The sequence below is a fragment of the Pseudonocardia kunmingensis genome (assembly GCF_006716445.1).
Lineage (GTDB): Bacteria > Actinomycetota > Actinomycetes > Mycobacteriales > Pseudonocardiaceae > Pseudonocardia > Pseudonocardia kunmingensis.
Genome location: NZ_VFPA01000002.1, coordinates 474,724 through 500,920 on the forward strand (window position 1 = coordinate 474,724; position 26,197 = coordinate 500,920).

Here is a 26,197-nt window from a genome sequence, read left to right on the forward strand (position 1 = left end):
CCGCCCGGGGGGCCCCGCCGATGCACGAGGTCCCGCCGGGCCGGGCGCGCGCCGGGTACCGGCGATTGAGCCTTTGCCAACCTGATCATGCGTTGGCGAGCATGAGGGTCTGAACTGCGGCGATGAGCCTGTCGGCGGTGTTCGGGCTGGAGCGGATCTTGCGCAGGATGCGCCAGTTCTTCAGCTCGGCGTTGACCCGCTCGCCCGGCCCGCGGCGGCGGGCATGGGCGGTGTTGACCTCGCGCTGGTTGGTCGACAGCCGCTGGTAGCGGCCGGTGTCGGGATCGAGGCGGCGACGTCGCTGTGGGACCGCAACCGTCGATCCCGCGCCCTGGTAGGCGGTGTCGGCGGCTGCGGGGATCTCATGAGCGGTGAGCGCGTCGACGATGCCGTGCTCGCGGGCGGCGCCCATGTCGTGGCGTGCGCCGGGCAGCGGCGGGGAGATCCACACCAGCCGGCCGATCGGGTCGGCGATGACCTGCACGTTCAACCCGTGAGCCTTGTGCTTGCCTGAGTAGAACGCTCGGTCGTATCCCGAGGCCATCCCGACTCGGTCGATGCGCAGCAGGGTGCCGTCGAGGATCACGAACGCCTTCCGGCAGGCGACCTCGATCGCCTGCTCCAAGGTCGGCGCCATCGCGGCAAGGAGGTCGAGTGCTTCGCGGATGTAGCGGTAGACCGTTGACGTGCCGATCGTGAAGCCGCAGGCCAGGTCCGCGTAGGTCTCGCCCTTGCGCAGATAGGCCACGACCAGCAAGGCCTGGCGGCCAGCGGTCAGCTTGCGCCACCGCGTCGCCCGCTGGTTGCGGTGAGCCCGCAACGCGTCGGACAGCACGCCGAGCGCGCGAGTGGACACGGTCATCCCGGACGGGTAGGACAGCACCTTGAAGCTCCTGGTCGGACGGACTGATCTCAGCAATCGCCCGTCTACCAGGAGCTTCACCCATTCGAGCTCACGCCACGCCGCACACGCCCTGACCTGCCCGTCCGTCAGGTTGGCAAACGCTCATTGGCCGTGGACACCTGGCCTGCGGAGCTGGTTCCGCAGGTCGAGGTCGACGACCTCGACGCCGGGGGCGTGCCCGGGCGCCGCTACCGGCCCCGGACGCCCGGACCCTGGTCGACGGTCGTCTACCTGCACGGTGGCGGGTGGGTGATCGGCGACCTCGACACGCACGACAATCTGGCCCGCAGTCTGTGCCGGGACGCCGACGCCGTGGTGCTGTCGGTCGACTACCGGCGGGCCCCCGAGCATCCCTTCCCGGCGGCCTTCGACGACGCGCCGGCGGCGGTCCGGTGGGCCTGGGCCCATCGGGGCACGCTCGGCGGCGACGGCCGTCTCGCGGTCGCGGGGGACAGCGCCGGCGCGAACCTCGCAGCAGCCGTCGCAGCCCGGGTCGGGCGGGACGCGACGGCTGAGCTGGTCGCTCAATTGTTGATCTGTCCTCTCGTCAACCTTGTCGATCGCACTCCGTCGCGAACACGGTTCGCGCATGGGCATCTCCTGGACGCTCCAACCCTGCGGTGGTTCGCGCAGCTCTACGCCGGCGAGGCACTGGTGGCCGACCTCGAGGAGGACCCTCGGGTGCGGCCGGCCGGGGCTGCCGCGGTCGCTGTGATGCCGAGATCGGTCGTCGTGACCGCCGGATTCGACCCGCTCCACGACGAGGGGGAGGACCTGGCCCGACGGCTGGCCGAGGCCGGGTGCCCACCGAGCACGTCGAGCTCCCGGAGATGCTGCACGGGTTCCCGGGCTTCGTCCCGGTGTCGCAGGGCGCGCGGCGCTCGGTGGAGATCCTCGGGCACGCGCTCGCCCGCGTACTCGCCGCCGAGGCCCGCTGACCCTCACACGGTGGCGGTCACCAGTTGCCGGATGTGCTGCACGGTGATGCCCCCAAGGCCGGGTTCACCGCGAGCGCGAGGCCGATCTGGGCGGCGGGCGGCACCTGGAGCGCGGCCGTCACCGGCACGTCGGTCGGCTGCGCGGGCGCGGCGACCGAGGTCATCCCAGGGATCCCCTCGGCCATCACGGAGGAGTACCCGCGGGCACGGATCTCGTCGAGCGGGATTTCTTGCATCGGATGCAAGTCCCGTCCTTTTAGCGGACCGATAATCCACATACTGAGCTCTTTCCGTGCGCCCAGCAGGCAGGAGGTTGACCGTGTAGGTGGTTGATCTGTTGTCGTCAGCTCGTCGTCGCTTGCAGGTGGAAGTCCGGTCCGGGTAACCGCCAGGGGGCCCGGTAGCAGACTGGCGGCTTCGTCTGGAAACGGGCGGGGTCGAAGCCCAGTGTCGAAAGCCCATTTTAGGGGGAGCGACTGAGCGGTCCGTAGCATGAAGCGAAGCCTGCGGCGTCGTTAGAGGTCTCGCCGGTGACGGCGGGGTGCAGGGAGTGCCGAGCCCCCGAAATCAGGGTGAAGGCCATCGTTATGCCGACGATCTGCTGGTGATGTACCGTTCCCCCGAAGCCGGGTTGGCGCGGTTGCGGCACTTGCTGGCCGAACTCGGGCTGGAACCGAAGGAGGCCAAGACCCGGAACCAGTACCCGTGCCCGCGCACGTCCCATGCCCGGTCGAGCCGATGCAGGTAGACGTTAGCCAGCAGCGGGGAGATCACCCCGCCGGGTCTAAGTCTTGCCTCCCGGCCGCTTTCGCATTGGTCGACGACGGCGGCGAGCATCACGTTGTGGCGACGCCCGAGTTCGTCGTCGGCAGCTCCCGAACGATCGACCTGCGCGGCACTACTGAGGCTGAAAGGCCAGGGTGAGGACTACGGCGGTTCCGCCGTGTAGACGAGTCCGGTCTCGGCGATGAACCCGTCAAGAAGGCCGGGCCGGTACCGCATCCGTTTGAGCCGGGACCGGACCAGGGCGGCAAGCTGGTCGGTGCCGCGGGCGGCCAGGTTGGCCAGCGTGCGCTTGAGATGGGACCAGACCCCCTCGGCCGGGTTCAGGTCCGGGGCGTAGGTGGGCAGCCGGAAGACGGTCAGCCAGGCGCGGGTGGCCAGCAGGGCGCGCATCGCCGCGTCGGTGTGCACGGTGGAGTTATCCCATACCAGCACGATCGGTGCGCGCAGTTGCTGGTGGGCGCCATCGAGCAGGGCGGCGAAGTCGGCCTCGCGAAAGCCTTTCCGCTCGCCCTTGCGGCCATGGTGGACGAGCATCCGGTAGATCAACCGGGTGCGCAGGCCGGGCTTGCAACAGACCAGCCCAGCCACCGACACCCGGCCCGAGCCAATGCCGGACACCGTCACCACGGGCGTCTTACCCCTCCGGGACCAGGTGCGCGCCTTGGGGGGCCTCAGTGACTGGCCGGACTCGTCGGCGAAGACGATCCACGCGTCCAGGTCCCGGGCCGTCGTTTTACCGCAGGCCAGCTCGCCCGCGTCCACCCGGCGATCGCCTTGTCGTCGCGCTGGGCGGCCCGATGCACCGGCACCCGCGGCGAGTAGCCCAGCCGGTGCAGCAGGTAGGACACACCCCGATCGGTGTAGGACACGCCCAACCGTGCCGCGATCAGGGCACCGACCCGGGGCAGCGTCCACCGTTGATCCTCCACCCAGCCGTGTGCGCCCGGCCCGGCATTCACCTCGGCGTCGAGCACCGCCAGCTGCGCGTGATTCAGTTTGCAGACGGCGCCGCCCGGCCCCTTCGACGCCAGTGCCGCCCGGCCGCCGGTGATGAAGGCCCGTCGCCAGGCGTAGGCCGACTTGGGCGTCACCCGCAGCCGCCGCGCCACCTCCGGCGCCGTCACCCCTTGGGTGAACAGGTCGGCGGCCCGAAGGCGTACCCGCTCTCGTTTCGTCCGTCCCGTGGCGGTCAACCCACCGCCGTCCGGATACCTCATGCCACCGGCATAGACCCACCGCAGTCCGACGTCACCATGACTGTCGCCCGCCAGCGAGACCCTGACCTTTCAGACTCAGTACCAACCACCCGGGCCTGCTCGTCACGCTTGCTCCCCGGGCGGGCCGTCGAACGCCGTAGCTCGGCGGTCGGGCGCGGCCGGGGGTAGCCCTGCCGGGGTGGGGCGGGTGAGGTGCCGCGTGTGCGCCCAACGCTCGCCTTACACCGGGCGGACCCGCCCGCTCAGAAGCTCGCGCGCGGCAACCACGCTCGCCTCGTTCGCTTGGACCACATCTCACCCAGGACGCTAGGACTGTCTGGTGCGGCGGCGCTTGCCGAACACCGTGACGAACATGTAGTCCTTGCCCGCCGCATGCGGGGAGAAGAACTCGACCACCTCGTCGTCGAACGACGTCGAGCCCACCGCACCCAGCCCCAGAGCGTGCGTGCCGAGATGCAGCTTGCCGGCATGCAAGGCGCCTTCGAGTTGCGCGAGGCGGTAGCCGCGGTTGCCGTACCGGTCCAGGATCGACGGCAGGTGCGCGAGGTAGTAGAGGTTCACGTGCGCATCGCCGGCGTACTGCTGGGTCGCTGCGATGCAGGTGGCCTCCTTGCGGAACGCGCCCGCGCGGAGGAGCTCGACCGCACCCCGCTCCGGATGATGCAGGTATACGCCCGGTGTCAGTCCCTCGACGGCGTTCACGATCAGGTAGAGATGCGTGAGCGGCGTACCCGGCATGAGGACGTCGGACGCCACGCCGCGTGTCGAACGCTCCAGCAGCGTGGAAAACGCGTCGAACGGGATCTCCGCGTCGGTGTCGTAGTTCCGGGTCGAGCGGCGGCGGAAGATGATCTGCTCCACGGGCCGCGGATCGAGCCGGTCGGCGGGCAACGGGCGCAGCTCGGTCAGCTCGCCGGTCGGCTGCGGAGCCGGCCGGTGCCAGTGGCCCGACCGCCACTGCGCGGCCTCCGCGCCGGACCCCAGGGACGACGCGAGGTGCATGTCGGTGATCGGGTGGAACGTCACTTCCGCCGACGACAGCCGCCTGGTGGGGAGATCGAGCCGGCCGAACGCCGGCGCGCTCGGCGGTCCGCCGTCGGCGTTCCCGAGCGCGACGAGCGCCACTGTGGACTCGCGCACGCCGTCGATGCCGAGCAGCGCGTTGACGAGCGGGTCGGCGTACCCGAACACCAGCTTGGTCGCGACGTGCGCCGACGCCGCAACCGCGAGGATGTGCGAGAGCGACGTGCCGGCGTCCCAGTACGTATGCCGGTAGGCGCGCTCCCGGTAGCGCCACGCGTTGCGCCAGAACGTGCTCGTCATGGCCAGTACGACCGGTGCGGCGGCGATCGACGGCTCGTTCCCGGTCGCCTCCGCGAGCGCGGCGCGGAAGTCGCCCCGGCGCAGCAGGCGCAGGCTGTGGTCGATCGCGGAGTAGTGGTAGACGCCGGCGTCGAGGTCGGCGAGATCGGTGCAGACCAAGTACAGCTCGAGGTGGTACTGCGCGCCGGTGCCGCCGGCCGTGCGGTAGTGGTGCACGCGGCCGTCGCGCGTGGTCCAGGTGCGCTCGAGCGAGCCGTTGGTCAGCAGACCGAGCCGGCCGAGCAGCGCCCTGTCGGGAACGACTTGCGACGCCAGCGCTTCCGCTCCGCTCGCAGCGATGGCCTCGAGCGCCGGCAGGCCCGTGTCCGGCAGGTCGCGCGTCAGCTCGATCGGCGGCAGTGTCTCGTAGACCTTGTACAGGAAGGGCTTGATGTCCCAGTCCTTCTGCCAGATCGCCTCGGTCCGCGTCGTCGGGTCGCCGATGCCGATGCGCTCGTCGCCTGGCTCGGTGTCGCTGAGCGAGTAGTACTTCGTCGTGTCGTGGAACGTCACGGCCAGCTGGGCGTCGTCGTTGGGCACCTCGCCCAGTCTGCCGTGAGATCCCGGTCGGCAAGACTTCTGCCTCCTGCTGTAGGGATGTCGATACCGGGGTCGGCTGCGGGCCGAGGGCCGTCGATGTGTACACGGCCGATTCTCGATTTCCGCAGGTCAGCTGCCGGTGGCCGCGACGAGGCTCCCGGCAAGCAGTGGGGTAAGCCGCCCAGGAGAACAGTGATCAACAGCGTTCAGCGTGATCAAAGCAGCTCCGAGACATCCGTGCGGAACTGCATCGCCCGGTATGGCCAGTTCGTCGAGGTGTTCCACTGGCTCACCACGAGGTGCAGCTCGCGCAACGTCGAGCCGGGCAGCACGTACCCGCCGTAGAGCTGCGCGACGTGCCCGCGGGCGTGGTCCTCGTCGTCCCAGCCGCAGCCGCGCAGCACCGTCGCCAGGGGCGCGACGTGCAAGTCGGCGGTCGGTCCGTCCAGCACCCGGACGTCGATGCGGTAGCGGTCGTCATCGAACACCGACAGCAGCCAGCGGTCGCGCTCGTCGTCGCGAACCCGGCGTAGCGACAGCTCCCCGAACCGGCCGTCGAGCACGAGGGTGGGTGGGTTCCCCCAACCCCACCGGTCGCCGTCGAGACCCCAGGTCTGCCAGGCCGCTGGGTCGGTCAGCGCGGTCTCGGGCACCCGGTGCAGCAGCAGGCCGTGTGCCCGCTGGAAGCCGGTGGTCAGCGCGTACACCCAGCCGTCCGCGCCGCGTTCCCAGGTGAGCATCTGGAACAGGCCGCTGTGCAGGTCCGCCGGCCAGCGCGTGCCGGTGGGCTGCCAGGTGCGGCCACCGTCCCGGGAGCGGTGCAGCTCCGTCCAATGCACGTTGCCCAGCTCGCGGCACACCATGACGTGCAGGTACATGTCGTCGCCGACGGTGAGGACGTCGGTGGGGAGGATGGTCGCCACCCGCCGCAGCCGCCTGCCCCAGCGGCGCCAGCCGCGGTGCACGTACCGCACTACCTGGCGGGCGTACGTGCCGGGTCCGGCCGAGCCGGTCCAGCACAGCCCGGTCGGGACGCTCGCCGGGGCGGCGAACAGCACGACCGGCGCACGCCAGCCGGGCCCGCCGACGCCGGCCCGCCGGAACGTGTCTCCGAACACCGAGACCAGGTGCCCGTGCGGGGCCGTCGTGGTCGTGCCCAAGTCGGTGCCGCCGATGCCGAAGCGGTCGGTGGTGCCGGGTCCAGTGAGATCGGCGACCTTGGTGGCGAGCCGGTCCGTCACGTCGGCCCGCGAGGGGAGTCCATCCGGAACCTCATCACGCCATCCTGCCCGGCCGTGGTGGAACGTCGCAGATGCAACTCGATCCGATCGACCACGCCGTCGTCCGTCCTTGTCTGGCGCTGTGCGGTGTGGCGGGTTGACTGGTCACGCCCGGCGGTGTTGCGACGTGTGTCTGGCCGTTCTGGGCAGCGGGGCTGCGGTTGTGGTTGCATCGAGTGATGGCCGTGGTCGGCGCGCAGGATCGAATCCTCGAGCTGCGCCTTGCGGGCGAGGAGCCCAGGTTTCGCAGCTTCCACGTCGTCTACGGGCTCACACCGTTGTGAGTGTGTGCACCGTCGCCTGTATGCCGCTTTTGTGGTCATTCTGTGGTTGGACCGTGGTTCGTTCGCGGAAGAGCCGTTCGTCAATGGTGGTTCGAGAGGGGAGGGCGAGGGCCGACCCTGCTACTCAGCGGCCCGCCGACTCGCTTCTGGAACGCCGGGTGCCGATGCCGCCTGCGAAACTGCGCGGCCAGCGGAAGTGCCGAGGGGCATGACGTCGAACCTCGGCAAGCCCTGACGAGAGCCTCGTGCAAATGAGGGGGAAGGTCGCCGCTGAGCGACAAACTGAGTGACGTCCGAGGCGGCACAAGCCGGACGGGCGTGGACTCCAGCGACGTCCCACCAGGCGTTTTGAGTTCGGACGCCAGGCTGGGCGGCAGAGTTGTATGCCTGGGGGGCAAGTGGTCGGCAGTGGCGAAGTACAGCTTGGAAGTACAGCTACGACAACTACCGCTGCATGCCTCGCCCAACCATGCGATGCCTGCTGACGTGCGCAGATGCTGCCAGCAACCCTGCCGCCCGCAGTTCACACCGAAGAGGTCACTGGTTCGATCCCAGTATCGCCCACCACGCCAGAAGGCCCCTGACCTGCAAGGTCAGGGGCCTTCGGTCTGCCTGCCGGATCTTCCGCAGGGCCGGCGGTAGCCGAAACGGTAGCCACGGCGTGCTCGTAGCCGTCGCCGCTCCTTAAGATCGGTCGTCCTCGTCGCGTTCGGCGTCCTCGGGCCTCGTGGCGGGCTCCTCGGTTACGGACTCGAGGAAGAGGCTGCTGACGGCCTCTGCCGCCGCATGGTGGAGCTCCGGAACGTCGTCGGTGTAGGTGTCGAGCGTGAACGCCACCGTCGCATGCCCGAGACGCTCGCTGACGATCTTGGGGTTCACTCCCGCGCGCAACGCCATCGTCGCGTAGGTGTGGCGGACGTCGTGAAGCCTGATCGGAAGTAAGCCAGCTCGATCGACCAGGCGGTTGAACTGCTCGGTGATGGTGTCGGGGTGGATCGGTCGTCCGTCTGGCCAGCAGAAGAGCAAGCCGTCGCCGCCATAGTCATCGCCGAAGGCCGCGCGTTCGGCGTCGAGTGTCCGGAGGCGGGCCGCAAGCTCCGCTGCAGTCCGTTCATCGAGGGCGAGCATTCGGCGCGATCGTTCGGACTTCCCGTCTGAGGTCTGGGCCTTCCCCGCCGCGACGACGCGGGTCTCGAACACGGTGAGGGTGCGGGCCGAAAGGTCGAGGCGCTTGACCAACGCGCCGGCGGCCTCCGAGCGTCGGATGCCCGTCGTAGCGAACATCATCCACATCGCGAAGTAACGGTCGCTGCGGGCGGTCGCGAGGAACTGCCTGAGCTGATCGGGCGTCCAGACGTTGTGCTCTCTGCGGCTGCGACGTATCCGTGCCGCGTGCTTGACCGGATTGGCGTCGATGTACTTCCAGGTGACGGCATCGGCGAACGCCCGGTTCAGCATGATGTGGATGCTCTGCACACTGCGAGGCTCGAGACCTCCATTCGCGCGAGCGTTCGGCAGCCGACCTGCACGGAAGCGCTGGCGTGCACGCACCCCGGCCGAGTAAGTGATGCCGGCGGCCGAGGCGAGCTCCCGCGGAGTGGGTTCACGTCCGGCCGCGACCCCGGCCCGCCACAGTTCATACATCGTGACGTTGGTGTCACTACCTGTTCGGCCGTTCTCCAGGAGATGGGTGTAGAGGCGGTTGATCGTCTCGGTGGAGACGTCTTGCAACTTGCGGCCGCCGATGATCGGGATCACGTAGTACTTCGCGTAGCTGCTGTAGTTGCTGTGCGTCGTCGGCTTGACGGAGATCTTGCTCGCGGCGAGCCACTCGTCGAGGAACTGCTGCACCGTGCGCGGCGAGTTCTTGGTGTAGGTGCTCGCCCGTAGCTTGGCGTTGGCCTCAGCAAGGGCCTCCCACGCCTCGTCCTCGGTGAGGAACCCGCTGCGGGAGTCTCGGCGTCGGTCTCCTGTGAGCGCATCGGGGCCGAGATCGATCAGGTATGCCCACTTACGACCTCGCGGGTACACGGTGCCCGAGATGCCCCGCCGAGTGCGCTTCTTCTTTCGACCTGTAGTCATCTGCCGCTCCCCGCGCGCTGGCTCAGGCCGGCTTGTCGACCAGCTCGCGCAAGCGGTCTCGGATGACGTAGACCCGCCCGCCGAGCTTGCGGATCGGCAGGTGACCCTGCTCCGCGTACCGGTAGGCAGATGCTCGGCTGATCCCGAGTACCTCGGCAGCCTTCTTCACGCTGATCAGCACCGGCAACCCGTCGAAGTCGTTCATGGCTTCTCGCTCCCTGGGATCTGGGGGATGAGAGGGGCGAGGGTGAGGTTGATGGGTGAGACGTGCCGATGCGTGGTTCGAGGGAACCAACAAGGACGACACTCGATGCCGAGTGCGACGGCAATCTCGGGCTAGCCACGTCCGGTTCCGGTGCTCCTGTGTTCGCCATCTCCAAGACCTTGCTCGGAGGAGCTCCGCATGCCCGAAGTTCCGCGAAGTTGTCCACAGGTGGGGAGGCATCGGCCCTCCGAATACTGGTAGGCACGCGTATTTATCTGCCGCGTGTTCGGGGCTCGGCTTGCTGAGTTGGTCCGTCGGGCGCGGCGTAGCGGTTCCAGATCCCGCCGGCGTGGATGGTCTGGCGCTGGGTGGTGGTGTGGTGGAACCCGAGCGCTTCGGCGATCACCGGGGCGGGCGCCTGCAGTGCGAGCTGCCGTAGGGCGGCGACGCGCGCGAGCCGCAGCGGCACTCCGATATCGCGCAGGCCCTGGCTGAGGCTGACGTAGTTGAGCGGTTGTCCGGGGCGGCGGCCGGGGAACAGCCAGCGGCTGGTGGCGTCGTCGGGGCGCTGGGCGAGCAGTCGCATCACGAGCGTGGCGAACGGCTCGGGGACCGGCGCGGGGGGGTTGCCGAGCTGGAGGACCATCGAGCCGTCGTCCTCGATGACGAAGTCGTCGACGGTGAGGGTCATGATCCGGGTGACTGGCTGGGCGTAGAGCAGGAGGAGGCAGGCCGCGACGCGCATCCGTAGCGGGCCGGCGTGGTCGTGGTCGGGGACGAAGTGGCGGAGCAGGTCGAGTCGCTGGGTGTGGGTGAGGGCCTCGCCGGTGGTGAACCGGGTCCGGGCGAAGGTCAGCGTTGGGAGGTTGCGGCTGGTCATGGCCCAGTTCAGGAACCCGCGCAGCGATTGCCGGTGTCCGATCTTCAGCACCGTGTAGTAGCGGTCAAGGTCGATCTGCCCGAGCTCGGTCGGGCGGTGGTTGTGCTCGGCGAGCCAGGTGCAGAACGCGGTGGCGTGGATGAACTCCAGCTGGGCGTAGGTCCGGGCGGGTGGGGTCAACGGCTGCAGCGCGGCCTTGGTGCGCATCCGGGGAAGCTGGTGCCAGAGCCCGAACTGGCGCAGCAGCCGCTCGTGCGGATGGGCGGCGAGCTTGTCCAGGCGCCGGGTCAACCAGGCTTCGAACTCGAGCAGTTGCCGGTCGACCTCCGGCAGCGTGCCGCAGTGGACGAGCAGTGCGCGCAGGTAGGGGATCGGGCCCTGCTCGGGGTAGGCGTTCAGGTCGGGATGGGTCAGCGGCAGCTGCCCGGTGGCGAGGGCGCGCAGCAGGTCGCGGTTGTGCGGCTTGGCGAGCCAGACCAGCCGCCCGCCCGGGGTCGGGGTGGGGCCGGTGGTCAGCGCGGCGGCGAGCGGGACGAGGGCGGGGTCGATATGGCCATCGCCGTTGTCGAGCAGTGCGGCGACCCGGTCGGTGACGGTGCAGCGGATGCAGAGTTTGCGGTGGTAGAGCCGTCCCTCGACCTCGCAGCGGTGGCAGCGGAACACGCTGTGGACGATTCCGGCGCAGGCCGGGCAGATCGGGGCGCCGTCGGAGCCGCGGCCTGGCAGGATCCGCTGGTCACCGCAGCCCGGGCAGACTCCATGGATGTCCAGGGCGGCCAGGACGCAGGTCCGACATAGGTGTCCCTCGGGCCAGCACCGGTAAGCGGAGTGGTCGCGCCCGCAGCGCGCGCAGGTCCACCGCTTCGACCTGGCCGCTGGCGAGGACGACGTCCTCGTCGTGTCGGGCGTCGTGGCTGGCGGCGTGGTCGATGTGTGGTCGGGCGGGTGTGGTGGTCGGGTCACGGCTCGGGGCGCAGCCGCGCGCGGGTCGGGCGCAGCTCGGCCGGCCCGGGGATGGCCGTCGGACCGCTGGCGCCGGCTGCCTTGCGGACCGACGTGTTCTCGGCGCGAGTCTCGATGAGCTCGGCGGGGGTGACCTCGAGCAGGTCGCAGAGCGCGGCGAGGACGGGCAGCGAGAGCCGTTCGGGGGTGCCGGTGACGAGGCGGTGGATCTGGGAGGCCGACAGCGTGATGCCACGCTCGGCGAGCAGCGGCGCGAGGTGGGTGGTGGTGAACAGCCCGCGGGTGGCCATGATCTCGCGCAGCCGCCACCGGTAGCTGACGTGTCGGCGGTTCATCGGCTGCTTCCGTCCGGTTGCGGCCTGACCGCCACGGCGGTGCTCGCCGCTGCGGTCGTGGCCTGGGTGAGGGTGGCATCGAGCGCGCGGCGCAGGGTGCGGGTGCGGAAGTCCGAGGACACGCAGGTGTAGATCGCGGTAGTAGACGCGTGCTCGTGCCCGACCTGATGCTGGACGAACAACGGGTCCCAGCCGGCCTCAATGAGGTGCGTGACGTAGGAGCGGCGCAGCGAGTGGAAGTCGAGGCCCGGGGCGAGCCCGAGCGCGGTGCGGATGCTGGCGAAGCGGGCGTCGATCTGGGCCAGCCCGACCCGCGGTGCCCGCTCCGAGGGCCAGAGCGCCGGGTTCGATTCGGCGGCGAGCAGGGGCCGGATCTCGGTGGTCCACTCGGCGAGGGCTTCGGTGACCCAGGGCCAGACGGTCAGCACGCTGCGCCGTTTCGGGGCGGAGCCCTTCATCGCCTTGCCGTGGCGGACGTAGCAGACCCCGCGCTCGCCGAACTCGGGAGCGTGCGGGTTGGTGCCGAAGTCGGCGACGTCGAGCATGGCGACCTCGCGGCGGCGCAGCCCGTATCCGTAGGCGATCTTGAACAGGGTGGCGTCGCGGAACGCCGGCAACCAGCCCTTCCGCCCAGCCGCGCGGATCCGCGCGACCTGCCCGTCGGCGTGGTCGAAGAACGCCTGCAGCTCGTCGATCGTGAAGGCGCGCTTGATCGGGTCGCCCTCGGCCTGCTGCACATGCACGGCGGTGTTCCACTCGTGCACCACCTGGACCGGGTGGGTGCCGAACCGGGTCTCGCACTCGCCGGGCCAGCCGTAGGCGGGGTCGGTCAGGTAGAGACACAGCAGCCGGATCGACTCCTGGTAGCCGCGCAGCGTGGAGCGGCGCAGCCCGCGGACCGCGCGCAGATCCCCGAGCCACTCGTCGAGCAGCGCCGCGCTCCACAACCACGGGAACGCGTCGGCGTGCGCGGCGAACGCGCGGGCGGCGCGCTCGCGGGCGGCGATGGTCGCCAGCGCGAGGTTGCGGGCCAGCTGCTGGTTGCGCCAGCCGTCGAGCATCGCGGAGAACACCTGCTCCTCGGGACGCAGCAGCGGGATGCCGTCGGCCAGGTGCAACCGGGCCGCTCCCGGCACCCGCGACCCGATCTCCACCCTCGATCACTCCCGACCTTGTTCGCGTTGAACGGGAGAATGTCGCATCGGATGCGAGTCCGCCAACATCCCAGCAGGTCAACCAGTCGAACGAGTGGCCGGCGACGTGTCGGCGTTACGGCTCGAGGTGACATCATCACTCGCACCAACATCGCGTCGCTGCTGCTTAGCTCAGGTTCTGCCTCGATGCGCAGAATTGCGCAGCAGACCGTATCGAGTTCGCATCTGATCGAATACGCGCCACTTGGAGCGAGATATGCGAGACGCGATGCTTCTCGCGAAAGACGCTGGTGGGGGGAACGGGGGCGTTCCCTTGCGCTGATGTCGCGGTGCGATTCAGCCACGTTGTGGCCACGCCTGCGCTGAGCATGGTTGCGGTGAGCAGCTCTGCCGACTTCCGTTCGCGCCGTCGCCGCGCTCGTGCCGACGCGGCGCGCACGTCGCAGCTCGTCGTGCGGTTCGCGCCGTCCGAGCTTGCGGTCGTGGCTGCCGCGGCTGAGCGCGATGGGCTCGCGGTGGGCGCCTGGATCGGCGATCTGGCTTGTCGGGTGGCTAGAGGCGACGTCGACGAGGTCCCTGTGCAGTGGGTGGACGTGGTGCGGGTCTTGCTGCGCTACGGGCATGAGGCGCCGGCGACGCGGGCGCGGCTGGATGAGCTGGTGGATGTCGCGGTGGCGCGGTTGTTGTCGTGATCACGAAGGTGGTGCACGGCTGGCGGGTCGGCGGGCTGCTGGCCTATTTGATGGGGCCGGGTCGGGCGGAGGAGCATCGGCGACCACGTGTGGTCGCCACGTGGGACGGGCCGGATGCGGGGTGGCAGCCGTCGGCCACAGGACCGGGGGAGTGGGATCTCGAGCTCGGCCCGCTGATCCGAGCGTTGCGTGCACCGGCGATCGCTGCGGGCCTCCCCGAGGCTGCCGATGGTGAGGGTCGGCGCGGGTATGTGTGGCATTGCTCGGCGCGGGTCGCGGCCCAGGATCGCGTGCTCTTTGACGCCGAGTGGGCGCAGGTGGCGCGCGATCTGTTGCACGGCGCCGGCGTGGCGTGCCGGGGTGACAAGGGCGGGCCACGGTGGGTAGCGGTGCGGCACGCGGACGACCACATCCACATCGCGGTGGTGCTGGTGCGCCAGGACACCGGGCGGCGGTTCTGGCCGCACCGCGACTACCCGAAGTTGCGGGTGGCCGCCCGGGAGATCGAGCAGCGGCTGGGCCTGACGCTCACCGCGGCCGCCGACGCCACCGCATCTCGTGCTCCGGTCCGTGGGGAGGTGGAGAAGGCGGCGCGCCGCGGGCGGGTCCCGGCGCGGCCGGAGTTGGTGCGGGCGGTGAGTGCGGCCGCGGTCACCGCTGATGACGTGGCCTCGTTCGAGGCTGCGTTGCGTTCGGCGGGGTATCTGGTGGAGATCCGGTACGGGCCGTCGGGGGATGCGCTGGGGTACAAGGTGGCCCGGGCCGGCGACCGGACTTCGGCCGGCTATCCCGTCTACTACTCGGGCAGCAAGCTCGCGCCCGACCTGTCGATGCCTCGCCTGCAGCAGCGGTGGGCTGGAGTCTCGGGCACGGCGGCTGCCTCTGCGGACGTCCTGGCGGAGGCGCGTTACGGCGTGGACCGCGCTCGCCGGGTGGTGGCCGGCGCGCGGAGTGGGCGGCCGGGCGTGGACGCCGACGAGATCGCGCACGCAACGCAGGACCTGCTGACAGCCGCGCGCGGGTTCGAGCTCGCGGGCCGTGACCTGGGCGGGGCTGCGGATCGGTTCGAGCGGGCGGCGCGGATCCCGGACCGGCGGGTGGGGGCGCCGAGTGGGGCCAGTACCGGTCTGCGGTGGGCGGCTCGTCAACTGATTCGTCACCGCAGGGTGCTGCGGCAGGACGAGGTCGCGGCTGGGGTCGCGCTTGCGGTCGCGTTGGCGGCGCTGGTGCAGGAGATCGCGGCGTGGCAGCGCGAGCGTGGGCGGGTGCACCAGGCAGCCGCAGCCGACGCTGCGGGTGAGGCCGTTCGGGCCTGGTCGTCGGCGTGGCCGCCTCCGACGGTCTCGACGCCGTCGCCGCAGGTCGCTGGCGTTGACCACGTATCGGTCGCGCGGGAGCCACGGACCCGGACAGGTCGGGACCGAGGCTCGCGTCAGCCGCGGGTGTGAGCCCTCGGCGTGGGCGATGCGGGGAGGAAGTGTGGTGCACGAGCGGCAGTCCGTGGGGGTTGTGTTCACGCTGCACGGCGTTCAGGACTTCGCGGTTGTGGCTCACCATGCGGGCACCGCGGAGGCGAGGGTGAGTGTGCGGGTGGGGCGCATGTTGCTCTACATCCACGACCGCCTGACGGCGCGCGTGTTCGCGGCGACGTGGTGTCGGTTCGGCCAGGATGCGATGCGGTTGCCGAGGGAGTCGGGCCGTCCGCGGGTGGCGCCGGTGCAGCAGGTCGGTCGGGGCAGCGCGGAGACGGCTGTTCTGGTTGACGCGCGTGACGCGCCGCCGTCGTCGGGACAGATGCTGCGTCCGGCGGGGCGGCCGTGTTCGTTGCGGGTCCAGCTCGAGCGGGTGGTGTTCGACGTTCGCGATATCGGTGCGTACGCCTCGATGCGTCGTGCGTTCGTCGATGCCGAAGCCCTTGCAGGGTCGGTGCTGCCGGAACCGGATTGTGCTTCAGCGGCCCGGCGGGCGGCATTCGAACGCGCAGCACAGGCGCTTCCGACCCACACCCGGCCGCGTCGGGCAGATCTGACACCGCGTCGCAATGCAGCGCCCGGACCGGTTGGGCGTGCTCCCCGACTTGGAGAGGCGTGGATGCGATGAGCACGGACTATCCGCTGATGACGTTGCCCAGCTACGAGCTGTACCAGCTGGCGCACATCGCGACCTTCCTCGCCGAGGCACTCGCCCGCCACCGCCGCGCCGGGCACCGGTCCGAGCGAGACGCCGCGCTTCGTGACCTCGCGGGCGGCCGCACGGCTTATGAGAACGCGCTCGGGGTCACGACGCCCTCCGGGCAGCTGCCCGGCCCGATCGACACTGCCACTTACAGGTCCGCCAGTGTGATGGTCGAGCAGGGGCCGCGCGAGGCACACGTGGTGTCGCTCGAAGCGACGGGGCGCAGCGGATGGGCCGTCGTGGGGCGAGTACCGGGTATCGGGCCGGTCGGCGCGGTCGTTCCCGACGAGGCCACGGCGAACGCCCTGCGTCAGCACCTGCTGACTCAGCCCGTGGGCGAGCTGGCGTCGTGGGCGGTGCGGGATCGACCTGTCCGGATGCCGAAGCTGCCGCGTCGATTCGATCTGGCGGCGTTCGTCGAGAACCTCGACCTGCGACGGCTGAGCTCACGGGCGGTCGTTCGGCACTTGCGCGGTCTGGACCGCCGCACCGACGCCGCGATCCGCGGCCGCTTCGCCGGCATCGACCTCGACGCCCCGCTCGTGGTGGCTCCGTCCACCTCACAGCCGGCATCCCCGACGACCCAACCGACGGATACACCTGCCGCGGCCCCGACCTCGACCGCGGCGGCAGAGCCGGCACCGCGGGCGCGTTCGTCTCGGCCTCCCGCACCTCGCCAGCGACGGCCTACCGGTCAGGAGAAGCCGTCCCGCCCGGTGGTCGCGTCGCGCCACGTCTGCGGCCTCGGAGCTCAAGTGACCAGCGGGGCCGCGAAGGCGCCGACGACCAACGCGGGCCCGTAGGGCACGGTCTCGCCGCGCCCCTGGCCCGCGGCGGTGAACAGCGCGAGAGTGACGCACAGCAGCGCGGTGGCACCGACCAGCCCGACGAGGGTCAGCGGGGGATCGAGGACCGCGAGCAGGGCTGCGAGGCTCGGGAGCAGCTTGATGTCACCCCAGCCGAGAACCTCACCGTGGACGGCCTTGACCACCACGGCTACCGCCAGCACCAGTGCCGCGATGCCCGCTGCCGACCGCGCCGGACCGGCTCCTGCCTCGATGGCGGCGAGGGCTGTACCGAGAGCGAAGGTGCCCGTCAGCGGGTTGGGGAGGCGGCGCTCGTCGAGGTCGACGACGGCGGCCGCGACGCCCACGGCGATCAGCGGTGCGAGGGTCACGCGGTTGCAGGCCGTGGCCAGAAGGCCCACCAGGACCGTGACAGCGACCGTCTCCAGCCTGGTGTTGGCGCGTGGGACGGCGCGTGTCGCAGACGCGAGTTGGAGCGTGACCGGACCGAAGGCCAAACCAGTCACTGCAGCCAAAGTGGCCGCAGGAAAGGCGGTCATGCTCGTCGACGTGGGCCGTGCGGCAGCAGTTCGTTGAGCACGGCGAAGGTCTCGGGTGGGAGCTCTTCGGGAACGTCGAAGCCGCGCGCGTCGAGCAGGATCGCGGCGTAGCGCTCCATCTCGGAAGGCCGGTCTTCGGCGTGCGCGATGCGCATCAGGTCGGTCAAGGGGCGGTCGAAGACGACGTCGACGTCGACGGTGCGCGCGATCTCGGCGGCCCGGCGGGCGAGCGCGGGGTCGCCGGCAGTGAGGGCGATGTCGACGAGCTCGTGCGCGGCGTCGACGAGGAAGCCGGGGATCTGCAGGTCGTGGCGTTGGTCGTGGTTGTTCAGCCAGGCGTAGCCGCCGGGGCGCAAGGCGCTGAGGACGGGGCCGCGGATCAGTCCGAGTGCAGCTTCGTAGTCGGTGACCGCGCTGTCGTGGCCGGCGGCATGGCGTGCTTGTGCGCGCTTGCGCAGGCGGCGGAACAGGTCCCAGTCCAGCAGGTGTCCGCGCAGCCGGTAGGTGTTGTCGCTCTGCATGTCGCTGACGAAGGCGCGTTCCGGGTCGCCGTCGAGCCCGCGTCCGGCCCAGCGGCGGGCGCCGTAGAAGGCGTGCCGGACGGTGGCGGGATCGATCTTGTGGCCGTCGGGCCACAGGTCGGTCACCGCGGTCTGCATGGTGACGCCCAGGGGGTGCAGGCTGAGGTAGACGAGCACTTCGGTGAACCAGCTGGGCCGCACCGCCGGGAACTGGCCCGGGGCGCGTACGACCGGCTCGCCGAGGATGCCGACGAGCGGGACGTCGGGTGTGCCCTCGGCCGACCAGCGTGCGAGGTCACGGTCGAGGTCGGGGTCCTGCTGCTCGGCGATCGTCAGTCGTCGCACGGCTTCGGGATCGGGCGGCGGCTTCACCGCGGTTTTCGGTCGCTCGTCGAGTGTCCCGTCCTCACGCATTCCGTCGGCCCAGGTCTCGGGCGCGGCGGCGGGGCCTGCGGGCACGTCGGGTTGCGCGGTCGGTGCGAGGATCTCGGCCAGGCCGGCGCCGGTGGTTCCGGACATGTTCTCGGCCGACCAGTGCTCCTCGCCGACGTCGGGCATCAGCAGCTGACCTCCATCGGTGATGTGCAGTTCGTGGCCGGCGAGCGCGATGCCGGCGGTGACGACGGCGACGGGTGCGCGTCGGGTTCCGCCGATCTCTCCGGCGAGGTCGGCGAGTCCGGCGCGTTCCTCGTCGGTCGCCGGACCGGTCGCGAGCAGCACGATCGGTAGCCACGCGTCGGGTGCGACCCCGTCGAGACGCCCGTGCAGTAGCGACGGCACGCCCAGCTGCGCGAGGGTGTCGCGTGCCGCGCGCAAGCGTGCGCGGATCTCGGTGAGGCCGGCGGCGACGTCGGCGAGCACCTGCAGCCGTTCCGGGTTGAGCGGGGCCAGTTCGGCGCCGAATCCGACGAGCAGGATCTCGCAGTCCTCGCTCCACCTGCTGTTCGCCAACTCAGCTGCGACATGCCGCAGGAGTCCCGTGGCCAAGCCCAGTTTGCCCGTGACGTGGGCGATGCCGAGCTCTTCGAGATCGACGAGGAGCGTCTGCCCACCTGCCCCGGTCGCGACCGAGACGAGCGTGGGGAACGGTGCGCAGTACCCTCCGGCGTCGTCGGGCCCGAGCGGTAGGTTGGCCGTCGCCGGAACCGACCAGGTCCGGTCCTCGAGCGGCTCGAAGGGCTCGGGCATCGAAGCCTGCGCGGCGAGCGAGACCACGGCGTGCTCGGAATCGAGGATCGCGGTTCTCAGCGGTGGAGCGTCGATACCGGCCCAATCGCTGAGCGCGAGGCCGCGCAGCGCCGCGTCCAGGAACGCGGCGTCGACGGTCGGCTCGCTGGCCGCGGCGATCCACTCGGCGCGCCCCGCATCGTCGCTCGGCACGGCGATCCGGTGGTACGGCCGCCGAGCGCGCAGCTGGCGGCGCCTCCGCAGCGCCAGTGCGGCCACCAGCCCGGCGACCACGAGTGAAGATGACCCGAGCACGACCGCGGCAGTCGAACCATCATTCGCTTCGGGATCAGCAGGCGAATCCGCTTCGGGCGCTTCGATCTGCGCATCGGTGTGCGCTTCCGCCGACCTCTCCTCGTTTCCGGGACTCGGCGGCACTGTGGTCGTCGGAGGTGGCAGCGGTTCAGGCGGGGGCGGGTCATCGGGAATCGGTGCAGCTGCAGGCGGCGATACTGGTCCGGGCCGCGGCTCTTCAGGTACGGGATCCGCCGATGGCGGAGGCTGAGTCGGCTCGGGGAGCACGAGGGTCCAGCCGGGCCGGATCAGGTCGGGATCGTTGAGCCGCCGGCCGTCGAGCTGGAGGCGACCGCGGTTCTCCTCGAACACCGCGTCGGCGCGGCGCGGATCGCCCAGGTGCTGGGCGGCGATCTCGGAGAGCGTGTCGCCGGGACCGACGACGGCGACGTATCCGTCGGAGTCGGGGCCGGGAACCGCGTCGGCCGGTAGCTCCAGCAGCCAGCCGGTTCGGAGCAAGGCCGCTTCGGTCAGGCGCTCACCGTCGGGCTGTTCGCGACCCGCGTTGAGCTCGTAGATCTCGCGCCAGCGCAGCGGGTCCCCGAGGGCCTTCTCCGCAATCCGCCAGAGCGTGTCCCGTGGTTGTACCTCGTACTGCGGCCCCGCTCGGCGGTTCTCGACTGGTGCGTTTTCCGAGGTACCGGGTGAAGGAGCGGTGCTCGTCAACGGAGTGGCAGGCGCAGCCGATGCGGTGGCTGACCCTGCTGACAGCAAGGCTCCCACGAGGACAGCGGCGAGCGCGCGGCTCATCCCCAGACCGGGCAGCTCGACGCGGGTTGTCGGCCGTCGCCGCAGCACGCCGAGGAACTCGGCGATCAGGGAGAGGGTCAGTTGTAGCCACAGGGCGGCGCCGACGAGCAGGAGGAACCCGAGGAACAAGCGACCGTCGTCCGGGAGAGCCAGCAGCGCGAGGAGCTCGGCAGGCGAGGGCCGGGGTGCCGGGAACGCCGCCCTGGCCACCAGCCAGAGCAGAACCGGTACTCCCGCGATGATCCCGAGGATCGCGGCTGCAGCGAACGTCGCGCGGACCAGTCGCCCGACAGTCATCACGGAGTCCCTTCGGGGAGAACGGGAACGAGGACTGCTTCAGCGGAGCCGCGGCTGGTGAGTTCGTCCTGTCCGGCGAGCCCCAGGAGGACGGTCGGCCGGCGCACCGTGACCTCGACGCGGATGCGGTCAGGAGCGGCGATGATCACCTCGCCGTCGACGCCGGCGGCGAGGAGATACCGCCGGGCGGATTCCGCAGCCGCCGCCGGGTCGACAGCAGCGACGCCACGAATCAATGCCCTCGGATCGAGGTCCTGACCCGCTGCCCTCGCGGCTTCCTCGGCGAGGGCATCGGCGCGCGCCACACCTTGTGCCGCACGGACACCGTCGACGGCGAGCCCGACGACGAGCAACATCACCAGCACGCTGACCGCCATCGGCACGCTGACCGAACCGCCGCCTCGTTCCCCGTTCACGTCCGCTCCCGGTACCGGTCGATCGGGCTGGCGAAATCGGCCGTGACTTCTCGGCCGCCGGGAAGCCCTGGCAGCCCGAGATCCGACCAGCGCACAGCACAGGTCACGCGGGCGCGCATGACTGCATGCACACCGATCGGCGCGGACGCAGGATCGGCCTCGACCGCGACGTCGAGGTGGTCGCACACGATGCCCTGCCCCTCGAGCACCCGGCGGCTCTCCGCCTCTGCCGCGACCCGGCCCGTTGCGGGGTCCCGCTGGACGGAGGCGAGTCGTGCGGCGGATCGGGCCGCTTGGTCGACTGCTGACTCCGCGGCGGTCAGCCGCCCGGCTGCCATCGCGAAGGCGAGCAGCAGCCCGACGACCACGGCGAGGATCGCGGCCTCGGTCGCCGGGCCACCGCCCCGCTCCGCGTCAGCGACGATCCTCATGGGGTCACGCGCTCCACCGCTCCCACCGCTTCCTTCGACACGTGCAGGGCTACGCCGGGCACCAGCGACAGCGCGTCACCACTGACGCGCACCCGGAGCACCCCGGTCGCCTGGTCGAGCTCGGCCGCAACCTCGACGGATCCGAGGCTGGTGCCCGCGGCTCGCCGCAGGAACGCCTCCGCGTCGCGTCGTGCGTCAGCGGCTGAAGTCGCCTGGTGGTAGCGCCCCGCCCGGAGGCCGTCCTCGGCGGCGGTGAGCGCGAGCTGTCCCGCGTAGAAGACGAGCGCGACCTGGACCACCGCGGAAATCATTAGAAGCATCGCGAGCCACAGCTGCGCCATCTCCACGCTCGTGGAGCCTCCGCGCTCGGACTCATCGGGGCGCAGGAGCTGCACGTCCATCAGTCGGCAGTCAACTCAGCGTGGGCTACTCGTCGAGGGCTCCGAGCTTCTTGGCGATGAAGGCGCCCACCCCGGCGGCGATCGCGCCCGCGACCACGGCGCCTCCGGAGATGTGGAAGCCCTCGTCGGTGTTGCGTCCGCCCCCGCGCTCGTCGACCGGGCCGAGTCGTTGCTGCAGCCAGAACAGGAGGTTCGTGAGGTGCATGTTCGTCGTGGTCCACATGGCGTGTCCTCTCCTCAGATCGTCAGCAGTGCGACACCGGCCGGGTACAGGACCCAGGCGGAGATCAGGAAGACCTGCAGGGCACCGGGCGTGCTCATCTGGCCGCTGGCGCGGTGCGCATCGGCATGCTCGTCAGCGCGCAGCTCGTCCTGCAGGCTGTCCGCGCGGGCGAGCAGCGTGTCGATGACCGCGCCGCCGTCCTGGCCGGCGGTGGCGGCGATCGTCGACAGGTCGGCGACTTCGTCGATCTCGACGCGCTCCCCGAACTGTCGCAGCCCTTCCCAGGGCATGCGGCCGTTGCGGCCGGCGTCGTCGAGCTCGTCGCGGATGCGGCGCATCGCCCAGCCGTCGGCCAGGAGCTGGGCGGGTACCGACAGCGCGGTTGCCACGCCGGCCCCGCCGCGTCGTAGCAGGCTCACCTGCTGCAGGTACGCAACCAGGGCGTGCCGGAGCTCGTCACGGGCGGCGTCGGCGCGGTCACCGACCTGCCGCCCGTAGGCGCTCCAGCCAACGGCTGCTCCGACGACTGTGAAGCCGACCGGGACGACGATGTGCAGTCCGACGTCGAGCACAGCGAGGACGGCGGCGAGCACCGGCCCCGACGAGCCGTACACCGCCGCGGCGCGGAGTCGTCCGAGCAGGAACCGCTCCCGGGGCCAACCCAGCAGGGCGAGGTCTGCGGTCGGCACGCCTCCCGGCAGATGCCGCAACAGCACGGTCCGGCGATGACCCGGCCCGGCCCGCGTCAACGGTGTGCGTTCGTCGAGCGCCGCCAGTGCATCGCCGAGCAGGGGGTGACCGCGTCCGAAGGCCAACGTGCACAGCGTCGCGGCGACGCCGAGCGCTGCTCCGGCGACGATGCTCACGATGAGGACGTGGTTCATCACCGCGCTCCAGACCCGAGGAAGCGGGGAGCGGGACGGCCGAGTGCCAACCGCCGCATCCAGACGAGCAGCGCCAGCGTGCTCGCCAACAGCGTCGCCATCACCAGCTGACCGGTCGGGCTGCTGTAGGGCGCGGCGAACGAGGGCACCAGTGCCAGCAGAACGAGGACGCCTGCCTGGATGACCAGCAGCATCTTGATCGATTGGCGGGACTCGGCACGTGCGGCTTCGATGTCCCGGCGAGCGCGGACGTCACGGCCGAGCCCGTCGGCGAGCTGGCGCAGCACCCGCGCGACACCCACGCTCTGCTGGTGCAGCGCGAGCATGACGGCCGCGGCCACGGCGTCGCCGTCGCGGTCGTCGAGCGCGTCGGCGAACTCGCGCAATGCCGTCGTCGGGCTCGTCCCCTCGTCGGCCAGGCGGCGGGCGAGCGTCGCCACCGGTTGGTCGATGGTCTCGTCGACGTGCGGGGCGGTGACCCGGATGGCGTGCGCGAGTCCGACCGCGCCGCCGCCGACGAGGGTGTCGGCCATTCGACGGCACCACGCCTCGAGCGCCTCCGACCGCTTGATCCGATCCTGGGCCACCTTCGCCGAGCCGAGCAGCCAGGGTGACCAGACACCGACCGCGGTGACGGCCACGCCGACGACGGGCCAGCTGGTGGTCAGCCAGACCACGGTGCCGGCGGCGACCCACGCCAGCATCCGTAGGCGCTCCTGCCCCCTGCGCCGGCCCGGTATCCCGGTGCTCGCCGCGATCGAGGCGAAGCGCCGCCGCCACCGCGACGGCGCCGAGACGCCCGTCGGCAGTCCGGCGACGACCAGCAGGACTCCGATCAGCGATAGTGCGCCCGCGGCGGCTGCGACGACGCTCACCACGCTCGCCGTCCCGGCTCGGGCCACTGGTCGACATCGGGGCGATGCAGGAACGTGAGCGGTACGCCCGACTCGTCGAACGCGTCCCGTCGTTGCGGCAGCATCTGGAACCGGCCTCGTGGGTCCGTCCCGCCGGACGGCGCCGCGAAGATCCGGTTCAGGGCGATGGCGCCGACCTCGTTCACGTCGGTGACCTCGGCGATCTCCGCGACGAACCGACCTGCGCCGCCGAGTGCCGGGTGGGTCATGTGCCGCATGTGCACGACGTAGTCGATGCCCGTGGCAGCCAGCCGGGTGATGTAGCTGTCCGAGCAGTTCGGACCGGCCCCCTCCAAGGCGGCCACGATGAGACGCTCGAGTGCGTCACCGGCCGAACTCGCGTGCAGTGTGCACATCGAGCCGGGCATCCCCGCGGTCATCGCCTTGAGAATCGGCAGCGCCTCCGCGCCGCGGACCTCGCCGACGACGACGCGCGTGACCGACATCCGAAGCGTCTGGTGCAGCAACTGGGACAACGACACCTCACCGGCTCGCAGACCGGTGGAGGAATCGGTCTCCGTCGAACCGGGGCGGGCCTGCATCGCGTAGAGAAGTGCGGGCGCTCGCGGCAGCCGGTGCAGGTCGAGCTCGTACTCGGTCTCCAGCGTTGCGAACCGCTCGCCAGGAGAGATCTCGCGTGCGAGCGCACGCAGCAACGTCGTCTTTCCGACCGACGGCGGTCCCGTGATCAGCACATTTCGTCGGGCGTGGACGAGCGCCCGTAGGAACAGCGCGATGCCGACCGAGATCGTGCCAACGTGCAGCAGGTTGTCGAGTGTGACGTCGACGAGTCTGTGGCGTCGGATCGTCACCGTCGGGCGGGGCACGACGTCACGCAGGGCCGCCAGCCGCGAGCCGTCGGGAAGCTGCATGTTGAGCATCGGCTGTGCCGAGGAGAACGCGCGTTCCGACGCTCCGTGGTGTGCGGCGATGTACTGCAGCTGCGCGATCAGCTCGTCGTCGGAATCGGCTACGGGCTCCGCTGCGCGACGCACCGCCCCATCGCGCAGCCGCAGCAGCGGGGTGTCGCTGCCGGTGATGTGGATGTCCTCGACGTCGGGCAGGTCGAGCAGGGCCTGCAGGCGGCCGAGGCCCCAGATGGTGCTCTCGATGGCCCGTACCACCTGTGCCTCGTCGGCTCGGCTCAGCGGGGAGCTGCCGACGGTCATCCGGCGTCGGGTCTCCGACGCGAGTTCGTCCTCGATCCATCCGCGGATCAGCTGGCGCTGATCGGATGCGGTGAGCGTCGCCCGTCGCGGATGATCGCTCAACTGCTCGAGAACGGTGGCCCGGATGCGATCGACGACGGCGCGATCAACCGAGACACCTGAACGCTCAGCATGACCCGTGGTCACGATGCCGCCTGAGCGGGTGGTGCCGCGAGCGCGATTCGACGTGCCTCGCGTTGCAGCGCACTGCGCCGGAAGCCGGGACCCGGCTCGCGTCCTTCGGCCCAGACGCGCGCAGCGCGCGCGTCGAGTGGTAGCTGGCCGAGGAGGGGCACCTGGCAGGCCGTGGCGATGTCGCCCGCGGAGTACGGCCGGCCGGCGCCGACGACGAGCAGACCCAACGCTGCCGCCGACGGCAGCACCTCCTCGCGGAGGAGAGCGGTGAGCCTCGCGGCGGATCGCGCCGCGGGCAACGTCGACCACGTGACGACCACGACGTGGTGGCTGGCCTGCAACAGCGGGGTGATGCCGCCGCTGGCCAGGAAGCGGCCCCCGTCGCACAGCACGTCGATGTCACCGAGGGCGCGGAACGCGTCTGACAGCTGTGCCCAGGGGACGGCGGCTGCCTGGCCGGGTCGCCCCAGCCCACCCAGCACCGCCGGCCCGTGGTCGACCCGTACCGCCAGCCGCTGCAGCAGGTGACCCACTGGCTCGTGACGGGCCTGGACGACCAGCTCCAGGACGGTCGATCCCGGCGGCCAACTACCGCGGCCCAGGCCCGCCGCGATGTCGCCACCGGAAGGGTCTGCGTCGACGACGAACGCCTCGCGGGGCCATTCGGCGGCCAGCGCAAGCGTGGCAGTCGTGACACCGGGACTGTTCTTGGCCGAGACGAAGGTGATCAGCATTGGTCATCCCCGTCCGACGAGGACGAGCACTGTGCGGTCGTCGCCCGCAGCCCGCGCGAGGCTCGGCACGATCCTTTCGGGCACGAGCAGATCGACGGTCCGTCGGCCCGAGACGTCTGGGCTTCCCACGGCCAGGACGAGTGCCCGCACGCTGGAAGCAGGGTCGTCGAGGCGAACCACCAGCACTTCGTCGCGAACGGTCAGCGGGGTGGTCGGTACCTGCCCCGGCCCGACGGCGATGCCGATCACTGCGTCCCCTGCTGCCGGAAGAGGATCTGCGCGCAAGGCGTCGGGCGGAAGCACCTGTCCGGGGAAGAGGTCCGTGGCGGCGGGCCTTCCGACGACCGTGTCGACATCGCTCCAGGCGATGCTGCTGAGTCCGGATCCCGTCGGGAGCGGCGCCGGTCGGACGTCCAGGTTGGAGATCACCTGGCCGAACGGCACGGGCCGCGCCAGTGCCACGACAGTGATGTGGCGGGTGGCCTCCTGGTAGGCGAACCAGCCGAGCAGGGCACCGACGATGCTGAGCAGAGCACCCAGGACCAGTAGCCGGGACGAGCGGCGTCGGCGCAGGCGTGGCGGAGCGAGCTGCTCGTCGACGCCGGACTGCGTCATGGTCG

At 70.8% G+C, this 26,197-nt stretch carries 27 protein-coding genes and 1 pseudogene; 6 read left to right on the plus strand and 22 right to left on the minus strand.

Going from position 1 to position 26,197, the window contains the following annotated elements; all coding sequences use genetic code 11:
* Nucleotides 1–85: 85 nt before the first annotated feature.
* A complete protein-coding gene (locus FB558_RS18125) occupies nt 86–883 on the minus strand; it encodes a transposase family protein (protein WP_142055011.1) in 798 nt (265 codons plus the stop codon).
* A gap of 195 nt (nt 884–1,078) precedes the next feature.
* On the opposite strand from FB558_RS18125, the pseudogene FB558_RS45705 reads away from it, so the two are divergent.
* Nucleotides 1,079–1,648, plus strand: a pseudogene (locus FB558_RS45705) (alpha/beta hydrolase fold domain-containing protein); the annotation flags it as partial.
* 56 nt (nt 1,649–1,704) lie between these two features.
* Nucleotides 1,705–1,842 carry a hypothetical protein gene (locus tag FB558_RS44610; RefSeq protein WP_246106597.1) on the plus strand — a complete coding sequence of 46 codons (138 nt, stop codon included), beginning with the start codon at nt 1,705–1,707 and terminating at the stop codon, nt 1,840–1,842.
* A gap of 17 nt (nt 1,843–1,859) precedes the next feature.
* Here the strand turns inward: FB558_RS44610 and FB558_RS44615 are convergent, their stop codons facing one another.
* From FB558_RS44615 to FB558_RS18180, 10 genes are all read right to left on the minus strand, one after another.
* On the minus strand, nt 1,860–2,078 hold the full coding sequence (locus tag FB558_RS44615; RefSeq protein WP_246106598.1) for a hypothetical protein: 219 nt from the start codon (nt 2,076–2,078) through the stop codon (nt 1,860–1,862).
* Nucleotides 2,079–2,769: 691 nt separating this feature from the next.
* A complete protein-coding gene (locus FB558_RS18140) occupies nt 2,770–3,390 on the minus strand; it encodes a transposase (protein ID WP_211366663.1) in 621 nt (206 codons plus the stop codon).
* The gene (locus tag FB558_RS18145) at nt 3,300–3,845 is read right to left on the minus strand and encodes a helix-turn-helix domain-containing protein (RefSeq protein ID WP_142055015.1); all 546 of its coding nucleotides are present in this window, start codon (nt 3,843–3,845) and stop codon (nt 3,300–3,302) included. Before FB558_RS18145 ends, FB558_RS18140 begins: the two co-directional genes overlap by 91 nt.
* A 306-nt stretch (nt 3,846–4,151) precedes the next feature.
* Entirely contained in the window at nt 4,152–5,747 is a 1,596-nt protein-coding gene (locus FB558_RS18150) for a SagB/ThcOx family dehydrogenase (RefSeq protein WP_142055017.1), read from the minus strand.
* Nucleotides 5,748–5,962: 215 nt separating this feature from the next.
* Nucleotides 5,963–6,988 (minus strand): DUF4185 domain-containing protein, encoded by a 1,026-nt coding sequence (locus FB558_RS18155; protein WP_142055019.1) that lies wholly within the window; start codon nt 6,986–6,988, stop codon nt 5,963–5,965.
* A gap of 1,007 nt (nt 6,989–7,995) precedes the next feature.
* Entirely contained in the window at nt 7,996–9,393 is a 1,398-nt protein-coding gene (locus tag FB558_RS18160; RefSeq protein ID WP_142055021.1) for a site-specific integrase, read from the minus strand.
* A 22-nt stretch (nt 9,394–9,415) separates the two neighbouring features.
* Entirely contained in the window at nt 9,416–9,598 is a 183-nt protein-coding gene (locus FB558_RS18165; protein WP_142055023.1) for a helix-turn-helix domain-containing protein, read from the minus strand.
* Between the two features lie 271 nt (nt 9,599–9,869).
* A complete protein-coding gene (locus tag FB558_RS18170; protein ID WP_142046933.1) occupies nt 9,870–11,141 on the minus strand; it encodes a hypothetical protein in 1,272 nt (423 codons plus the stop codon).
* 296 nt (nt 11,142–11,437) lie between these two features.
* A complete protein-coding gene (locus FB558_RS18175) occupies nt 11,438–11,776 on the minus strand; it encodes a helix-turn-helix domain-containing protein (RefSeq protein ID WP_142046931.1) in 339 nt (112 codons plus the stop codon).
* Nucleotides 11,773–12,930, minus strand: coding sequence for a tyrosine-type recombinase/integrase (locus tag FB558_RS18180; protein ID WP_246106172.1), 1,158 nt, complete (start codon nt 12,928–12,930; stop codon nt 11,773–11,775). Before FB558_RS18180 ends, FB558_RS18175 begins: the two co-directional genes overlap by 4 nt.
* A 377-nt stretch (nt 12,931–13,307) precedes the next feature.
* Here FB558_RS18180 and FB558_RS18185 point away from each other — a divergent pair, with 377 nt between their 5' ends.
* From FB558_RS18185 to FB558_RS18200, 4 genes are read left to right on the plus strand one after another with little or no spacing between them, the layout of a single operon-like run.
* Entirely contained in the window at nt 13,308–13,622 is a 315-nt protein-coding gene (locus FB558_RS18185) for a hypothetical protein (RefSeq protein WP_142055025.1), read from the plus strand.
* Nucleotides 13,619–15,070, plus strand: coding sequence for a relaxase/mobilization nuclease domain-containing protein (locus tag FB558_RS18190; RefSeq protein ID WP_142055027.1), 1,452 nt, complete (start codon nt 13,619–13,621; stop codon nt 15,068–15,070). Before FB558_RS18185 ends, FB558_RS18190 begins: the two co-directional genes overlap by 4 nt.
* Before the next feature lie 34 nt (nt 15,071–15,104).
* Nucleotides 15,105–15,722, plus strand: a complete 618-nt coding sequence (locus FB558_RS18195) for a hypothetical protein (RefSeq protein ID WP_142055029.1) — start codon at nt 15,105–15,107, stop codon at nt 15,720–15,722.
* Nucleotides 15,719–16,600 carry a hypothetical protein gene (locus FB558_RS18200; protein WP_142055031.1) on the plus strand — a complete coding sequence of 294 codons (882 nt, stop codon included), beginning with the start codon at nt 15,719–15,721 and terminating at the stop codon, nt 16,598–16,600. Before FB558_RS18195 ends, FB558_RS18200 begins: the two co-directional genes overlap by 4 nt.
* Here the strand turns inward: FB558_RS18200 and FB558_RS18205 are convergent.
* From FB558_RS18205 to FB558_RS18255, 11 genes are all read right to left on the minus strand, one after another.
* Nucleotides 16,549–16,974 carry a prepilin peptidase gene (locus tag FB558_RS18205; RefSeq protein WP_170231380.1) on the minus strand — a complete coding sequence of 142 codons (426 nt, stop codon included), beginning with the start codon at nt 16,972–16,974 and terminating at the stop codon, nt 16,549–16,551. The genes FB558_RS18200 and FB558_RS18205 overlap by 52 nt on opposite strands.
* Nucleotides 16,975–17,138: 164 nt before the next feature.
* The gene (locus FB558_RS18210; RefSeq protein WP_142055035.1) at nt 17,139–20,231 is read right to left on the minus strand and encodes a LysM peptidoglycan-binding domain-containing protein; all 3,093 of its coding nucleotides are present in this window, start codon (nt 20,229–20,231) and stop codon (nt 17,139–17,141) included.
* Nucleotides 20,231–20,647: a pilus assembly protein TadG-related protein gene (locus FB558_RS18215; RefSeq protein ID WP_142055037.1), complete on the minus strand. Its 417-nt coding sequence runs from the start codon at nt 20,645–20,647 to the stop codon at nt 20,231–20,233. Before FB558_RS18215 ends, FB558_RS18210 begins: the two co-directional genes overlap by 1 nt.
* A complete protein-coding gene (locus FB558_RS18220) occupies nt 20,644–21,078 on the minus strand; it encodes a pilus assembly protein TadE (protein ID WP_142055039.1) in 435 nt (144 codons plus the stop codon). Before FB558_RS18220 ends, FB558_RS18215 begins: the two co-directional genes overlap by 4 nt.
* The gene (locus FB558_RS18225) at nt 21,075–21,479 is read right to left on the minus strand and encodes a TadE family protein (RefSeq protein ID WP_142055041.1); all 405 of its coding nucleotides are present in this window, start codon (nt 21,477–21,479) and stop codon (nt 21,075–21,077) included. Before FB558_RS18225 ends, FB558_RS18220 begins: the two co-directional genes overlap by 4 nt.
* A gap of 25 nt (nt 21,480–21,504) precedes the next feature.
* Nucleotides 21,505–21,702: a hypothetical protein gene (locus FB558_RS18230; RefSeq protein WP_142055043.1), complete on the minus strand. Its 198-nt coding sequence runs from the start codon at nt 21,700–21,702 to the stop codon at nt 21,505–21,507.
* A 14-nt stretch (nt 21,703–21,716) separates the two neighbouring features.
* Nucleotides 21,717–22,586 (minus strand): type II secretion system F family protein, encoded by an 870-nt coding sequence (locus tag FB558_RS18235; RefSeq protein WP_142055045.1) that lies wholly within the window; start codon nt 22,584–22,586, stop codon nt 21,717–21,719.
* The gene (locus FB558_RS18240) at nt 22,586–23,461 is read right to left on the minus strand and encodes a type II secretion system F family protein (protein ID WP_142055047.1); all 876 of its coding nucleotides are present in this window, start codon (nt 23,459–23,461) and stop codon (nt 22,586–22,588) included. The genes FB558_RS18235 and FB558_RS18240 overlap by 1 nt, the downstream gene beginning before the upstream one ends.
* Nucleotides 23,458–24,855: a TadA family conjugal transfer-associated ATPase gene (locus FB558_RS18245; RefSeq protein WP_170231381.1), complete on the minus strand. Its 1,398-nt coding sequence runs from the start codon at nt 24,853–24,855 to the stop codon at nt 23,458–23,460. Before FB558_RS18245 ends, FB558_RS18240 begins: the two co-directional genes overlap by 4 nt.
* The gene (locus tag FB558_RS18250; protein WP_142055051.1) at nt 24,852–25,577 is read right to left on the minus strand and encodes a CpaE/TadZ family protein; all 726 of its coding nucleotides are present in this window, start codon (nt 25,575–25,577) and stop codon (nt 24,852–24,854) included. Before FB558_RS18250 ends, FB558_RS18245 begins: the two co-directional genes overlap by 4 nt.
* Nucleotides 25,578–25,580: 3 nt before the next feature.
* Nucleotides 25,581–26,039, minus strand: coding sequence for an SAF domain-containing protein (locus FB558_RS18255; protein WP_170231382.1), 459 nt, complete (start codon nt 26,037–26,039; stop codon nt 25,581–25,583).
* Nucleotides 26,040–26,197: the final 158 nt, after the last annotated feature.